The organism is Thermanaeromonas toyohensis ToBE (assembly GCF_900176005.1).
In the GTDB taxonomy this organism is placed as follows: Bacteria; Bacillota; DSM-521; order Neomoorellales; family Neomoorellaceae; genus Thermanaeromonas; species Thermanaeromonas toyohensis.
Map to the genome: position 1 here is coordinate 1111693 of NZ_LT838272.1, position 14242 is coordinate 1125934.

Sequence of the window (14242 nt, forward strand, 5' to 3'; positions counted from 1 at the left end):
CCGTCGAGTATTACTTTCCTAGGCCTGAAAATGGCACCTGAAAACCGAGGATAAGTTGGGTAAGTGCTCAATTAGCAGGGGGTAACTCGGGTGGCTGTTTTTAAAATTATTACCTTCGGTGATCCTATTTTAAGGGAAAAAGCCGAGCCGGTTAGAAAAATAACCCCCCACATCCATAAGTTGCTCGATAACATGGCGGAGACCATGTACGCTGCACCGGGGGTGGGGCTTGCCGCGCCTCAAATAGGGGTGAGCAAGCGGGTTATTGTGGTGGATGTGGGAGAAGGCCTGGTAGAGCTTATAAACCCAGAAATAGTGGTTGCCGAAGGCCAAGAGATTGGTATAGAAGGGTGCTTGAGCATACCCGGCGTACAAGGGGAGGTACTCCGGGCGGCCCGGGTAGTGGTAAAGGGGTTGGATCGTCACGGCCAAATGAAGGAATACAAGGCTCAAGGGTTGTTCGCCCGGGCTTTGCAGCACGAGATCGACCACTTAGATGGTATTCTATTTATAGATAAAGTGATCCGCTGGGTGGAGGATACCCAGGGGAGGCGATAGGGTTGAAAGTAGTTTTTATGGGGACGCCGGAATTTGCTGCTTTTTGCTTGCGTGCTTTATTAGAAAGCCGGCACCAAGTAGTAGGGGTGGTTACTCAGTTGGACCGACCCCGGGGTAGGGGGAAGAAGTTAGCCTTTTCCCCGGTAAAGGAGCTAGCCATAAAGCAGGGTTTACCCGTGCTCCAGCCTTCTAACCTGGCGGATCCCACGTTTTTAAATATTCTAAAGGGCTGGGAGCCACAGGCCATAGCGGTGGTAGCCTTCGGCCGTTTATTACCTCCCGCCGTATTATCTTTGCCGCCTTATGGGTGCATTAATGTTCATGCTTCTTTATTGCCCCGTTACCGGGGAGCAGCGCCCATCCAGCGGGCCATAATGAACGGGGAAAAAGAGACTGGGGTAACCACGATGTATATGGTAGAGAAATTGGATGCAGGGGATATTATTCTACAAGAGAAAGTTTCCATTCCTCCAGAAATGACAGCTGGTGAGCTTGAGCAAGAGCTAGCTGCCCGAGGTGCCCGGCTACTGGTGCGTACCCTAGATTTAATAGAGAGTGGACAGGCTCCCCGCATCCCCCAAAATGAGGAGTTGGCTACTTATGCTCCGCCTTTAAGGCCGGAGGAAGAAAGAATAAATTGGGAAGAAGAAGCGGCAAAAATTGTCGATCACGTCCGTGGTCTTAGCCCCCTTCCAGGAGCTTATACCTTGAGGGGGGGAGAGCGGCTTAAGGTTTATCGGGCTCGCGTGTGGGAAGGAGAGAAGGAAGATTTACCCAAGGGTAGGCCAGGGCAAGTCACGGCAGTATTTCCACGGGAAGGATTCCTGGTGCGGGCAGGTGAGGGCGAAGTATTAATTTTAGAAGTACAGCCCCCAGGTAAAAGGATAATGTCGGCGGTCGAGTATTTAAGAGGATACCGCCTACAGGTAGGTGAATACCTGGGATGAGGATAAAGAAGCGAGTTTTTCTAGGCCTGTTAATTATGAGCCTAGCCTTTATCCTTCTGACTTTTGTAGGTATCTGGTATATCCTGGCCCACAGGAGCACTATATGGACTAAATTTCTAATATTCGTGGGAGCTTTTTCTTTAGCTGGCCTTTTCTTTTTTATAATTTTAGGTATCAGTGGATTGACCCTTGTCCTTTGGCGACATCATCCCCTCCCCTTTCTACAACACCTGGGTATTTCGGTGGCTAACTTATTATTTCCTCTGGCTATAATGATCGGTAAAAAATTGGGCATCCCCTCGGATACTGTCCGGGCCTCTTTCATAGAAATTAATAATCAGCTTGTACGGGTGCAGAAACCTAAAGTTAAGCCGGAGGAGATACTTCTGCTAGCTCCCCATTGCTTACAGCGTAGCGACTGTCCCCATAAGATAACGGCGGATGTTTATAACTGCCGGCGCTGTGGAAGATGTTCTATCCATATCCTTCTTGATCTAGCCCAAAAATACGGGGTTCGCTTGGCGGTGGCCACTGGTGGTACTTTAGCTAGGCATTTTGTGAAGGTTTATCGTCCACGGGTGATAGTAGCTATTGCTTGTGAAAGGGATTTGACGAGTGGTATCCAAGATACCCAGCCCCTCCCTGTGTGGGGGGTTGTTAACTTAAGACCTCACGGCCCTTGCCTTAATACCCAGGTCGAAGTATCCCAGGTAGAGGAAGCTTTACGCTTTTTCCTCGGTTTAGAGCTTGAACTTCCGCATCAGGCTGGCTGCCAGTATTTACAGGGTAGTAGAAGCATAATATAATTCCAGGTGAAAGGTACGTTTTTTAAGGAGGGGTTAAATGTTGTTTTATCCCGTGGATCCCACGTTTATCCTGTTAATACCAGCAATATTACTTTCCCTGTATGCTCAATTTAAGGTCCAAGCCACCTTTGAGCGGTATTCGCGCATACCTTCCAGGCGGGGATTAACTGGTGCTGAGGTGGCCCGGGAGCTCCTTAACCGTGCAGGCCTGTATGATGTACACGTAGAGATGGTCCAAGGGTTTTTATCTGACCACTATGATCCTCGGACTAAAGTACTCCGTTTGTCCCCCGCGGTTTTCCAAAGTAGCTCTCTGGCTTCTTTAGGTGTGGCTGCTCATGAGGCTGGTCATGCCCTCCAACACAGGACAGGCTATGTTCCTTTACATATCAGGTCTAGCCTCGTTCCCCTCGTATCTTTGGGGTCCAACTTAGCTATACCTTTGTTAATTTTAGGCTTGATCTTGGGGTTGCCTTCCCTCGCCCGCTTGGGAGTATATGCCTTCCTGTTGGTGGTGATGTTCACCCTGATCACTTTGCCTGTAGAGTTCAATGCCAGCCGACGGGCTGTTGCCCTGCTTGAGAGTGGGGGTTATTTGATAGGCCAAGAGGTTAGAGGAGCCCGAGAGGTATTAAATGCTGCAGCCCTTACTTATGTAGCTGCTGCTTTAACTGCCATTTTAAACTTGCTACGCTTAATGCTTTTGACGGGGTTCTTCGGGCGTCGTGAAGAGTAGTCGGGAAGCCGCCCTGCATATTGTATACCGGGTCCTAGAAGAAGGAGCCTTTGCAAGTCTCGCGGCTAATGAGGTTTTAAAGGATAGCGGGCTAGATGCCCGGGATCGATCCCTGGCCCGGGAGATCGCTTATACAGCCATTAAGGCATGGAATACCATTGACTGGGCCCTTAATTTATATTTGTCCAGGAAGAAGCTAGAAGAGCTACCAGCGTGGATTCGTTGTGTCTTGCGGATAGGGGCTTCCCAGATTCTTTTTTTATCTCGTATTCCCCCTTGGGCAGCTGTTTATGAAACGGTGGCCCTGGCCAAAAGATACGGCCATCGAGGAACTGCGGGCTTAGTTAATGCGGTTTTGCGCCGCCTTTTACTCCAGAAGGAACAGCTCCCTTATCCTGATGTTAAAGAAGATCCGGTGGGGTATATCTCCCTTCGCTACCATCACCCGTCCTGGATGGTAGCTGAGTGGTTGTCCCGCTGGGGCCTGGAGGAGACCATAGCACTTTGTCAGGCTAATAATGTACCACCACCTTTAACTATCCGGGTAAACACACTAAAGGCCGATGTTTCTTTCGTACGGGAGGTTTTGGCCCAGGAAGGGGTGACTACTCATCCCTGCCGTTATGCTCCCGAAGGCCTAGTAGTAGACAATCTCGAAGGCCTGGAGGATAGCTTGGCCTTTAAGAGAGGCTTATTTTACGTCCAGGATGAGGCTTCCATGCTGGTTAGCCATGCCTTAAATCCATATCCTGGAAGCACAGTTGTAGATGCTGCTGCAGCTCCTGGAGGTAAGACTACTCACTTGGCTCAGCTTATGAAGAATCAAGGGCAGATTTTAGCTTTCGATACCCACGAGAAGAGGCTTTACCTTATTGCAGATAATTGTCGCCGTCTGGGCGTAACCTGTGTAGAGCTTCATCTAGAAGATGCCCGACGGCTTGGCGCTAGATACCCTAGTGTAGCTGATTACCTTTTGGTGGATGCTCCTTGCTCGGGGCTGGGGGTATTACGTCGGCGGCCTGACGCTCGCTGGCGTAAAGATTATCGCGAGATGGAGGAGTTAGCCGAACTCCAGCTAGCTATTTTAAAAGGCTCTTTGGGGGTCCTTAAGCCGGGAGGTGTCCTGTTGTATAGCACTTGCACCTTAACTTGGAAAGAAAACGAGGGAGTAATCAACCGTTTTCTCCAAGAGATCCCGGGGGTAACCCCAGAGGATCTTTCGGCTTATCTTCCATCCCTTCCGCGAGATCTTAGAGAGCAGGCACGGCGGGGACAAGTCCAGTTTCTACCACACAAACACGGGACAGATGGTTTTTATATAGCTCGCCTACGTAAAATAGGAAGTTGATAAAGTAAAAAGGGGTAGCAAAAATGGATTTTATGCCTTGGCAGGCCGTGATTTTTCAATCCATTCCGGAGAGTATAATATTAATCAGTCTAGGTTTAGGGTTTTTGGGCCTTTATCCACCCTTTAACGGGGTCGTTTTAGTAGCTACTGTTTATTCCCTTTCCTCAGTTGTGATCCGGGGGTTACCTTTACCCTTTGGAGCCCATACCCTTATCCTTTTACCCTTGTTAGCAGTACTTCTTAAACTTTTCTTTAAGATAGAGTGGTGGAGGGCAGCTACAGCCGCCTTATTAGGGACTATAATTTTTGGCCTTGTAGAGAGTATTTCTATTCCTCTTATGCTTTTCCTTACAGGATATGATCTGGCCACGGTGATGCATGACTCTTGGCTACGGGTTCTTTTCCCTTTACCCGATGAAATTATATTAGGGATGTTGGCGTGGATAGTTTGGAAAAAGCGCCTTTCCCTCTTTCGTCCAGGACGGCCCAAGTTTTACTAAAGGGGGATGGAAGAGGGCATGAGTAGAAAACCTTTAATTTTGGTGGCCTTGGTTTTGATCTTGTTAGAGACCCTTTTTTTTGTTTTATTAAACCTAAATTTTATAATGGCTCCCGCTTTTCCTACCCTCTGGCCCAACGCAGTTACCGCTGTCCAGGTCATTTCGCCCTTTTTTATAGCTACTTCTTTAAGCTTGATTTTCCTTCTTTTTAAGTATGTAAATAAAGAACTGGAGGCTTCCAACCAGCGCATATACATAGAGAATTTACGCGAAAGCCTAGAGAACTTGCGGGCTCAGCGTCATGATTTTATGAGCCATCTGCAGGTAATCCATGGATTACTGCAACTGGGGATGATCGGCGACGCTAGGGACTACGTGGCCTCTTTATGTGCTGAAATCCGCCAACCCACCCGTATTATTTCCCTGAACCAGCCTACGCTAGCAGCCCTGCTCCAGAGCAAGATTACCCTAGCGGAATCCCAAGGCATCGCTTGCCAGTGTGAGGTAACTACCGAATTAAAGGAATTGCTGGTGCCCGGGATGGATATAACCAGAATATTTGGTAATTTATTGGACAATGCTATTGAAGCCCTCAAGGAGGCTACAGGTGAAAGGCGGCTCTGGCTACGTATTTACGAGAGGGAGGAAGAGTATGTATTTGAGGTAGGTAACACCGGTCCTGCCATTCCCCTGGCCCTACAGCAAAAAATTTTTGAACGGGGTTTTACTACGAAAAAAAACAGGGAGGGTCATGGCCAGGGCTTATTTATTGTTAAGACTTTAGTAGATAAGCATAAGGGTCGCATTAGTGTACACAGCAGCGACCAGGGTACCGTGTTTACGCTTCTTTTTCCCCGCAATAAAGACAGCAAATTTTAACTGAAAAAGAAGGATTTTCATCTTTACTATAGAAATATGTAAATATGGTAAGCCTTCACAATATAGCTCGAAAATGGGCCCAAATTCTACTTACCAAGGTTGGGCCAGAGAGTAAACCTTACAGGAATTATGGGCCAGAGGCTCTGGCAGTGATAACCTACGGCCTGGAGATAGCCTTGGGAGCTTTAGGGGAAGTAGTAGCTGTAATAAGCGTAGGGGTTTTGGTAAAAATGTTCCCAGAAATGATGGCAGCTTTTCTTACCCAGGCTGTATATCGTTTGGGCGCCGGAGGGGCCCACTGCACTGCCTATTACCGCTGTTTGGTGAGCTCCCTGATGGCCTTGCTTCTTACGGCTGGTTCCGCACGTTACTTAGAGAAGATAATGCCAGAATGGGGGGTTATGGGGTTAGCCCTTGCTGCTACCTTGGTAGGGTTAGCGGTAGTTGCTCGCTGGGCGCCGGCAGATACACCGGCTAATCCTATTACCAATCCTTTAAGGCGAAACTTTCTCCGGCGGTTAAGCTTTTTATTTTTAACTAGTTGGTCAATTGCTGTATTTTTGGCTAGAGGTTGGGTAAAAGTGAGTATTCTCTATGCCTCCATTATAGCCGTGCTCCTACAAACTTTAACTGTCACGCCACTAGGGTACCGGTTACTAGAGAGGGTGGACAGGAGTTTAGGCGGGAAGGGGTTTTGAACAGGGAGGAGGTGAAAAAAGGATGTGGCGTAAGGCTCTAGCCTGGGCAGTATCTTGCCTGTCCCTTTTGGCGGTATTGGTAGCCCAGAGTAGCGTCTTGCCCACCAGTACCTTGGCTTGGTACCAGCCGGAGGTACCGAAGGGCCTACGGAGATAAGGGTAGAAAAGATAGAGAGAATAGCAACGCAACTAGGGGAAGTAGAGTATAGTCGAGGGGGGAGTATACCCTCCTGTTTTTTTATTTTCGGGTAGCTATAAAAGGGGAAGAACCTATTGGTATATAATGGTATAAGTTTAGCCATACTAGTTTTCAGGCCTGGTATAATATTTACCAGGGGAATCTTATGTATGGAAAAAGTTGAACTTTATGGGCTTGAACTGGGTGAGTTAAAAGAGCTTGTAACCCAACTAGGAGAGCCTAGTTACCGGGCCACCCAGCTTTTTCATTGGATTCATGCTCACCAGGCTGGGGAATGGGAAAAAATGACCAATTTGCCCCGGGCCTTTAGAGAAAGATTAGGAGAAGTGGGCTTTCTCCCTCAATTTTCCTGCTTACGCCAGTGGCAAGACCCCTGGGACGGTACTACTAAGCTTTTACTTAAGTTGCGCGATGGAGAAAAGATCGAGTGCGTTTTGATGACCTACGAGAAAGAGGGTAAGGCTTCTAGATATACCGCTTGTGTTTCCAGCCAAGTCGGTTGCGCGCTGGGATGCGGGTTTTGCGCCACAGGGCAGTTGGGCTTTAGGCGTAATCTTACAGCCGGAGAGATCGTGGGGCAAGTTTGGGCTTTACAGCGCTATTTAGGCCCCCGGGAAGGGGGAAAACGTATTGGTAATATAGTGTTTATGGGCATGGGAGAGCCCTTACTAAATTATGAGGCCGCTCTCAAAGCACGGCGTATCTTAATGGATCCTAACGGTTGGGGGATAAGCCACCGGAAGATTACCCTTTCTACTTGTGGACTAGTACCTCAGATTAAACGCCTGGCCGAGGAAGAACCTCCGGTTGAACTGGCTGTTTCCCTGCACGCTACAACCGATGAGGTACGGGATAAGCTAGTACCTATCAACCGTCGTTATCCGCTAAAGGAACTTCTTAAGGCCTGCCAGTACTATGTGGAAAAGACTAACCGGAAGATCACCTTTGAATATATTTTGATCAAAGGAGTTAATGACTCCTTGGAAGATGCCAAACGTTTAGCTCGGATGGTAGGAGGTATCTTAGCCTATATAAATCTTTGGCCCTTTAACCCTATTCCTGGATCTCCTTGGGAGCCGTCCTCAGGCGAACAAGTGCAAGATTTTGCCCTACAGTTAAAAGAGCGGGGTCTAGAGGTAGCTATAAGGGAGAGCCGGGGTAGCCGCATTGCGGCTGCCTGTGGCCAGTTACGTTATTACTCGGCGAAGGAGGTTTAGGGCATGGGTTGGCTTGAGGATATAGAAAATTTTTGGCGACGCCTTTTTGAAGGAATTTTCCAGCGGGGCAAGGAACAGCCCCTACACCCGGTACAGATCGCTAAAGCCCTGGTAAGGGTTATGCTGGATAGCCGTTCCATAAGCGTTAATAAGGTTTATGTACCTAATATATATTTAGTGTACTTAAGTCCCCGGGATTTTGAAAACCTCTCCATGTATAAGAAGGCCCTGGCTTCTGAATTGGCTGAGTATCTACGAGAACGAGCATCGGCGCAGAATTATACTTTGGTGGGGGACATCAAGGTGCTTTGGGAACTTGACGAAGAGCTTCCACCTGGGGGGCTTCGCGTCCATGCCCGGATGGAGGAGCAATGGGCTTCTCCATCCCCAGAGGATACATTGGTATATCCTCCTGTAAAAGAAGGAGTATCCGTTCCATCTCGCCGTCCAGAATTTAGGCTTTTGGTTGTAGAAGGGCCGGACCAGGGCCGTACCTTTGTTTTACATGAAGGCCGACAAGTATTAGGTCGCAATCCTACCTGCGAAGTATTTTTAACCGATGATCAAGTTTCCCGTCAACATTGTCAAATCGAAGTAGAAGAAGGGAAAAGCATCCTTACAGATCTAGGAAGTAGAAACGGGACGTTGGTGAACGGTCAGCCTGTGCAGCGGGCCTTGTTAAACCCTGGGGATCACATTCAAGTAGGACGTACTCTCTTACAAGTGCAGGTGGTGGGGCAATGACCCCTTGGCTTATAATGGTGTTTCGCCTTTTGTTTGTCTTTCTCCTTTATTTGTTTTTATTCCATGTTTTACGACTAATGTACCAGGATTTATTCAAGGAAACCCGGACATGTTATCCTTTACGGAGTGGAAGATTGGTTCTGAAGGTAAGGGAAACCTTAAATACTAATTTAAAAAAAGGAGAAGTTTACCCCCTTGCCGAAAGTATTATGATCGGGAGGGAGGAATGGAACGATATCGTTATAAAGGAAAGCCATGTCTCCGGGCGCCATGCTATTATCACCCGCCAAGGCTTGAGGTGGCAGATCCGCGACTTGGGTAGTACTAATGGGACCTATGTAAATGGCGTACGTATTGAAGGACCGGTAGACCTCGTACCGGGAATGGAGGTACGTATTGGCGGGGTGACTTTTGAAGTGGGGTGGGAGAATGCGAGCCGAGGCGCTTACCCATACCGGGTTAATACGTCCAGATAACGAAGATGCCTTTCTAGTAGATACCGAGAAAGGGCTTCTGGCCGTAGCTGATGGGATGGGCGGGCATCAAGCAGGGGAGGTAGCCAGTTTCCTCGCCCTCCGGGCCTTAGCAGAAAAATTGAAAGAGGAACTGGTGGAAGACCCGCTAGCTAAACTCCTGGCTGCTGTGCATTTCGCTAATGAAGTGGTATATCGTTCGGCCTGCCAAAGCCCGGAATTGAGCGGGATGGGTACCACTTTAACAGCTGCTTGGGTGGTAGGTTCCCAAGCTTTTCTGGCCCATGTGGGCGACAGCCGAGCTTATCTTTTTCGCGGCGGGCGGTTGGAAGTCTTAACCCACGACCATTCCTATGTGGGTGAGCTGGTAAGGAGCGGTGATCTTACAGTAGAACAAGCCCGCCTCCATCCCCATCGTAATATTCTGACCCGGGCCTTAGGTACTGAGGCCGAAGTTATAGTTGATACCCGGGTTGTTGGTCTACATACAGGAGATCGCCTGCTTCTTTGCACTGATGGATTACCTGAAGTGGTTAAGGATGAGGAAATCGCTGAGGTCTTAAGCTCAAGAACAGGTCTTAAGGAGGCGGTGCAAAGCCTTGTAAGATTAGCCTTAGAACGGGGAGGACCCGATAACGTTACGGTGGTGCTAGGAGCTTATGAGTAGGAGGTGGCGGGAGTTTACCCTTCTCCTGTGGCCAAATCTTATACTCTTAAGCGGCTATTTTTATAGCCAGATCTTGGGAGGAACGCTCACTTCTTTAGGGATTCCTGAGTTCAGTCTTTTATGTAGTTCCTTTCTGGGCGCCCATCTAGTATTAAAGGCTAGCAAGCACCAAGGAGACGAATATTTGTTACCCCTAGCAGCCATGTTGACCAGCTTAGGTCTAATTTTCCTTTTTCGTTTAGATCCAACCTTGGCTAAGCGACAGGTAGCCTGGACGGTGATAGGTTTACTCGCCTTGGTATCCGTATGCCTAAGAGGAAGGGATTATCAACGGATACTTCGATATCCCTATCTGTATCTTATTTTAGGGCTTTTTTTTCTAAGTTTGACTATAATCGCAGGAACCCGGATAGGTGGTGCTAAGAGCTGGATAGTTTTGGGTCCTTTAAGCCTTGAGCCTGTGGAAGCGGTTAAAGTACTGGTAGTGCTTTTTTTGGCTGGATTTTTGGAAGAAAAGAAGGAACTTATGCTGGAGCAACCGAGTTGGTCACGGTCCTGGGGCCCTCTTCTAGTTGCGGTTAATCTAGCGGTACTTCTTTTGGTGCTCCAGCGTGATCTGGGTTCTGCTTTAATTTTACTGGTAGTCTTCTTAGCCATAATATACCTAGCTACCGGCCGAAAACGTTACGTAGCTGTAGGCACTTTTTTATTTACGTTGGGAGCCTTGGGTGCTTATGTATTTTTCCCGCACCTTAAGTCTAGGATAGCCATATGGCTTAATCCTTGGGAGGATCCTCAAGGAGCTGGGTACCAGGTAATACAGGGGTTACTAGCCATAGCCAGCGGAAGGGTTTTAGGTACCGGAGTAGGACTAGGTTATTCCCAAATTATACCTGCGGTGGCTACAGATTTTATTTTTGCCACCATGGCGGAAGAGATGGGCTTCTTGGGGGGGTTAGGGACAGCCATACTTTACCTCCTTTTTGGCTATAGAGGATTTCGGGCGGCTTTGGATGCCCCTGAAGAGCAAGGAACCTTGCTAGCCGCCGGCTTAACTATACTAATCACTTTTCAGGCCTTTATCATCATGGCAGGGGTAACTAAACTTTTACCCTTGACGGGCGTTACCTTGCCCTTTGTAAGCTACGGGGGGAGTTCCCTGGTTATAAGTTATCTAATTTTAGGTTTACTCCTTAATGTGAGCGCAGCCAGGCGGCAGGTGTAAGCATTATGGGCAAGCATGTAAGGCACTTGGCTTTAACCTTGATGGCCATGTTTTTTGTCCTTATTTTGCATCTCACCTATCTTCAAGTACTTAAAGCGGAAGGACTCTACCTTCATCCCCTTAACCCTCGCCTTAAGTTGCTGGAAGAAAAGACCTTGAGGGGGGATATACTGGATCGGGAGGGAAGGGTTCTCGCCCGCTCTAGCTCCTTCCAAGGGCGCGTGAACAGGGAGTACCCCTTGGGGAGGGCGGCAGCCCACGTGATAGGTTATGCTTCACCTAGGTTAGGTACGAGCGGATTAGAAGCAGCCTATGATGGCGAACTACTAGGCCTTGTGGGAAGCCTAAGTTATCTTAACGAGTTTCGGCGGCTACAGGGTTTGCCCCGTAAAGGATATGGTCTACTGTTAACTTTGGACGCTGAATTGCAGCGTCTTGCCTTCCAGTTGCTGGAGGGATACCGGGGAGCAGTGGTGGCCTTAAACCCGCGCACTGGGGAAGTATTGGCCCTAGCTAGTAGCCCTTCCTTCGATCCACAGAGTGTAGAAGAGCAATGGGAACTACTCCAGGATCCCCGGCAAGGTAGCCCTTTTCTAAACCGGGCTATCCAAGGCTTATATCCGCCGGGTTCTACTATGAAATTGGTGGTTGCGGCGGCAGCCCTGGAGAGGAATTTCCGAATAGCTGAAAGCCGTTTTTACTGCCCGGGATATATAGAAATTGAAGGCCGCAGGCTGACTTGCCCCCAGGTTCATGGTAATATTAATTTTAGGGAAACCTTGATGTATTCTTGCAATGTGACTTTTGCCCAGTTAGCTTTGGAGGTCGGCCCTGTATCCCTTAAGAAGGCGGCAGATAATTTCGGCTTTAATCAGGCCTTAAGCTTTGATCTACCCGTGGTTGTTTCCCAGGCTCCCTTTATGGAGGATAGTGATGCCAATTTGTTGGCCGAAGGCGCTATAGGCCAGGGTAAGGTATTGGCTACCCCTTGGCAGATGGCTTTAGTAGCTGCAGCCATAGCCAATAAAGGCTTATTGATGAAGCCTTTCCTAGTAGCCAAGGTTATAGGTGATGAAGGGGAGGTTGTTAAACAAACTCAACCTCGACTAGCCAGGGTGGCTACTACTCCTAATATAGCCCAAGTTATTAAGGAGGCTATGGTAGCTACGGTTGAGGAAGGTACTGGCCGGAGTGCGAGACTCCAGGGGCTTAAGGTGGCAGGTAAAACGGGTTCCGCCCAAAACCCGCAAGGTAAGGCCCATTCTTGGTTTATAGGCTTTGCGCCAGCTGATAATCCCCAAATAGCAGTAAGTGTAATTATGGAGAATGCCGGAGCGGGGGCGGAAGCGGCAGCTCCGGTAGCTCGTGAAATCATAGCCAAGGCCTTAAGGCGGTGAAAGCGTGATTGGTAAGATCTTAGAGGGCCGCTATGAAATTAAAGAGGCTCTAGGGGGCGGCGGCATGGCCCAGGTGTACCGGGGCGAGGACCGCCTACTTCACCGGAGCGTTACTATTAAGATTTTGCGTGAACAGTTCGCTAGTGACAAGGATTTTATAGCTCGCTTTCAACAAGAGGCGAGATCTGTAGCTAAGCTTTCCCATCCCAATGTGGTAAGTATCTACGATGTAGGCCAAGAAGATGGCCTATATTATCTCGTTATGGAATATGTGGAAGGCCGTTCTCTAAAGGAAATTATTAAAGAAAGGGGCCACCTTTCTGTCCGTGAGGCGCTGGACATCGCCCTCCAGATCTGCGAGGCCCTTGAACATGCCCATGAGAACGGGGTTATTCATAGGGATGTGAAACCCCATAATATTCTTATTACCAAACATGGTCGGGTTAAGGTTACTGATTTTGGGATTGCTCAGGCTATGACCGAGGCTACCCTTACGTATAGTGGAACCTTAATAGGTTCTGTCCATTATCTGGCTCCTGAACAGGCCCGCGGGGAACCAACAGGGGTAACCGTAGATATTTACGCTTTAGGGGTGGTACTTTATGAAATGGTTACGGGAGAGCTCCCCTTTCAAGGTGACACCCCTTTAGCGGTAGCCTTAAAACATCTTCAGGAAGAACCTCGACCACCTAGGGAGCTAAACCCCGCAATACCTCCTGCCCTGGAGCGGATAATCCTTCGGGCCCTAGCTAAAGATCCAGCCCGGCGCTATCCTACAGCGGCAGCCTTAAGGGCCGACCTGCGCGCTCTCCGCAGTGTGCTGGAAGAGGATGATTTTGCTACTAGGGAGTTACCTTTACTAGCCCAGGAAAAGGATCCTCCTGCGGTTGCTCGTACAAGACGGCGACCCCGGGTATGGGCTTGGGTTTTAATTATCCTTGCTTTTTTGGGTTTGGCTATGGCGGGGCTCTGGGCTGGGTTCCATTACTATCTAGTGGTGGGAGAGACGGTAGTGCCTTCGGTTGAGGGTTTAACTGAAGGAGAAGCCTTGGAACGATTGGCCGCAGCAGGACTTAAGGGCCAAGTCAACGCCCGCCAGAATCACCCGGAGGTTCCTCCGGGAAGGGTCATTTCCCAGGAACCCAGGGCAGGAGAGAGGATTAAACGATCCCGTCCCGTACTTTTAGTGGTGAGCTTAGGCCCTCGGATGCGGCAGGTGCCTAACGTGATCGGAGATCCTGAGCGCATTGCCAGGACCAAGTTACAAAACGAGAAATTTATTGTAATCGTTGATCCCCAAGGAGTCTATCACCCCACCATCGCGGCTGATTCCGTAGTGGCCCAGGATCCACCGGCTGGTACATCAAGGCCGGAGGGCAGCGAGGTGAGAATAACCCTTAGCAAGGGCCCAGAACCCAAATTTGTACGTACCCCCAACTTAATAGGACAGAATTTAACGGAAGCTCAACAGAGGATAAAAGAAAGCGGGCTAGAGCTAGGCACCTTAACTTATCAACGTAACGAGGAACACTATGCGGGGGTAATAATTGGTCAAGACCCCCAGCCGGGAACTTCTATTTTACAGGGAAGCCCGGTGAATTTGGTAGTCAGCCAGGGGCCAGGACCAACCAGGCAAGAAGCGGTAGTCACCATACCACCTAGTGGGGATCAGAAGGAACATAGGATACGGATTGTGGTTATTGATGCTAAAGGTACCCATGAGGAATATAATGATGTCCAGAAACCTGGAGAAAAAATTGTGGCGGTTGTCCCCTATTATGGTAAGGGGAAGCTGCAAGTTTTTAAAGATGACCAGATGATTTTGGAAAGGGCGGTGCCATAGGAAAA

Annotated in this window: 16 protein-coding genes; all 16 read left to right on the plus strand. The window is 48.9% G+C overall.

What is annotated here, in order from left to right; translation table 11 throughout:
• The first annotated feature begins 90 nt into the window (after window positions 1-90).
• Entirely contained in the window at window positions 91-558 is a 468-nt protein-coding gene (gene def, locus B9A14_RS05445; RefSeq protein WP_084664560.1) for a peptide deformylase, read from the plus strand.
• A gap of 2 nt (window positions 559-560) precedes the next feature.
• A complete protein-coding gene (fmt, locus tag B9A14_RS05450) occupies window positions 561-1505 on the plus strand; it encodes a methionyl-tRNA formyltransferase (protein ID WP_084664561.1) in 945 nt (314 codons plus the stop codon).
• Window positions 1502-2311 carry a DUF116 domain-containing protein gene (locus B9A14_RS05455; RefSeq protein WP_084664562.1) on the plus strand — a complete coding sequence of 270 codons (810 nt, stop codon included), beginning with the start codon at window positions 1502-1504 and terminating at the stop codon, window positions 2309-2311. The genes fmt and B9A14_RS05455 overlap by 4 nt, the downstream gene beginning before the upstream one ends.
• Window positions 2312-2348: 37 nt before the next feature.
• Entirely contained in the window at window positions 2349-3047 is a 699-nt protein-coding gene (locus tag B9A14_RS05460; RefSeq protein WP_172839047.1) for a zinc metallopeptidase, read from the plus strand.
• Window positions 3037-4395: a 16S rRNA (cytosine(967)-C(5))-methyltransferase RsmB gene (rsmB, locus tag B9A14_RS05465; RefSeq protein ID WP_084664563.1), complete on the plus strand. Its 1359-nt coding sequence runs from the start codon at window positions 3037-3039 to the stop codon at window positions 4393-4395. Before B9A14_RS05460 ends, rsmB begins: the two co-directional genes overlap by 11 nt.
• Window positions 4396-4418: 23 nt before the next feature.
• Window positions 4419-4895 (plus strand): hypothetical protein, encoded by a 477-nt coding sequence (locus B9A14_RS05470; RefSeq protein WP_084664564.1) that lies wholly within the window; start codon window positions 4419-4421, stop codon window positions 4893-4895.
• Between the two features lie 18 nt (window positions 4896-4913).
• Entirely contained in the window at window positions 4914-5774 is an 861-nt protein-coding gene (locus tag B9A14_RS05475; protein WP_172839048.1) for a sensor histidine kinase, read from the plus strand.
• A gap of 44 nt (window positions 5775-5818) precedes the next feature.
• Window positions 5819-6472 (plus strand): accessory gene regulator ArgB-like protein, encoded by a 654-nt coding sequence (locus tag B9A14_RS05480; RefSeq protein ID WP_084664566.1) that lies wholly within the window; start codon window positions 5819-5821, stop codon window positions 6470-6472.
• Between the two features lie 22 nt (window positions 6473-6494).
• Window positions 6495-6629, plus strand: coding sequence for a cyclic lactone autoinducer peptide (locus tag B9A14_RS05485; protein ID WP_084664567.1), 135 nt, complete (start codon window positions 6495-6497; stop codon window positions 6627-6629).
• Between the two features lie 191 nt (window positions 6630-6820).
• Window positions 6821-7888 (plus strand): dual-specificity RNA methyltransferase RlmN, encoded by a 1068-nt coding sequence (gene rlmN / locus B9A14_RS05490; protein ID WP_084667050.1) that lies wholly within the window; start codon window positions 6821-6823, stop codon window positions 7886-7888.
• 3 nt (window positions 7889-7891) lie between these two features.
• Window positions 7892-8632, plus strand: coding sequence for an FHA domain-containing protein (locus B9A14_RS05495; RefSeq protein WP_084664568.1), 741 nt, complete (start codon window positions 7892-7894; stop codon window positions 8630-8632).
• A gap of 77 nt (window positions 8633-8709) precedes the next feature.
• On the plus strand, window positions 8710-9108 hold the full coding sequence (locus tag B9A14_RS17350) for an FHA domain-containing protein (protein WP_269456775.1): 399 nt from the start codon (window positions 8710-8712) through the stop codon (window positions 9106-9108).
• Window positions 9062-9772 carry a Stp1/IreP family PP2C-type Ser/Thr phosphatase gene (locus B9A14_RS05505; RefSeq protein ID WP_084664570.1) on the plus strand — a complete coding sequence of 237 codons (711 nt, stop codon included), beginning with the start codon at window positions 9062-9064 and terminating at the stop codon, window positions 9770-9772. The genes B9A14_RS17350 and B9A14_RS05505 overlap by 47 nt, the downstream gene beginning before the upstream one ends.
• Window positions 9765-10997: an FtsW/RodA/SpoVE family cell cycle protein gene (locus tag B9A14_RS05510; RefSeq protein ID WP_084664572.1), complete on the plus strand. Its 1233-nt coding sequence runs from the start codon at window positions 9765-9767 to the stop codon at window positions 10995-10997. The genes B9A14_RS05505 and B9A14_RS05510 overlap by 8 nt, the downstream gene beginning before the upstream one ends.
• A 5-nt stretch (window positions 10998-11002) precedes the next feature.
• Window positions 11003-12394 carry a peptidoglycan D,D-transpeptidase FtsI family protein gene (locus B9A14_RS05515; protein WP_084664574.1) on the plus strand — a complete coding sequence of 464 codons (1392 nt, stop codon included), beginning with the start codon at window positions 11003-11005 and terminating at the stop codon, window positions 12392-12394.
• A gap of 4 nt (window positions 12395-12398) precedes the next feature.
• Window positions 12399-14237, plus strand: a complete 1839-nt coding sequence (gene pknB, locus B9A14_RS05520; protein WP_084664576.1) for a Stk1 family PASTA domain-containing Ser/Thr kinase — start codon at window positions 12399-12401, stop codon at window positions 14235-14237.
• The last annotated feature ends 5 nt before the right edge of the window (window positions 14238-14242 follow it).

What these genes read in the sequence shown, in the direction of transcription:
- B9A14_RS05455 (WP_084664562.1), top strand. Translation starts at nt 1,502, where the DNA reads ATGAGGATAAAGAAGCGAGTTTTTCTAGGCCTGTTAATTATGAGCCTA.
- B9A14_RS05460 (WP_172839047.1), top strand. Translation starts at nt 2,349, where the DNA reads ATGTTGTTTTATCCCGTGGATCCCACGTTTATCCTGTTAATACCAGCA.
- B9A14_RS05470 (WP_084664564.1), top strand. Translation starts at nt 4,419, where the DNA reads ATGGATTTTATGCCTTGGCAGGCCGTGATTTTTCAATCCATTCCGGAG.
- B9A14_RS05475 (WP_172839048.1), top strand. Translation starts at nt 4,914, where the DNA reads ATGAGTAGAAAACCTTTAATTTTGGTGGCCTTGGTTTTGATCTTGTTA.
- B9A14_RS05480 (WP_084664566.1), top strand. Translation starts at nt 5,819, where the DNA reads ATGGTAAGCCTTCACAATATAGCTCGAAAATGGGCCCAAATTCTACTT.
- B9A14_RS05485 (WP_084664567.1), top strand. Translation starts at nt 6,495, where the DNA reads ATGTGGCGTAAGGCTCTAGCCTGGGCAGTATCTTGCCTGTCCCTTTTG.
- rlmN (WP_084667050.1), top strand. Translation starts at nt 6,821, where the DNA reads ATGGAAAAAGTTGAACTTTATGGGCTTGAACTGGGTGAGTTAAAAGAG.
- B9A14_RS05495 (WP_084664568.1), top strand. Translation starts at nt 7,892, where the DNA reads ATGGGTTGGCTTGAGGATATAGAAAATTTTTGGCGACGCCTTTTTGAA.
- B9A14_RS17350 (WP_269456775.1), top strand. Translation starts at nt 8,710, where the DNA reads ATGTACCAGGATTTATTCAAGGAAACCCGGACATGTTATCCTTTACGG.
- B9A14_RS05505 (WP_084664570.1), top strand. Translation starts at nt 9,062, where the DNA reads ATGCGAGCCGAGGCGCTTACCCATACCGGGTTAATACGTCCAGATAAC.
- B9A14_RS05510 (WP_084664572.1), top strand. Translation starts at nt 9,765, where the DNA reads ATGAGTAGGAGGTGGCGGGAGTTTACCCTTCTCCTGTGGCCAAATCTT.
- B9A14_RS05515 (WP_084664574.1), top strand. Translation starts at nt 11,003, where the DNA reads ATGGGCAAGCATGTAAGGCACTTGGCTTTAACCTTGATGGCCATGTTT.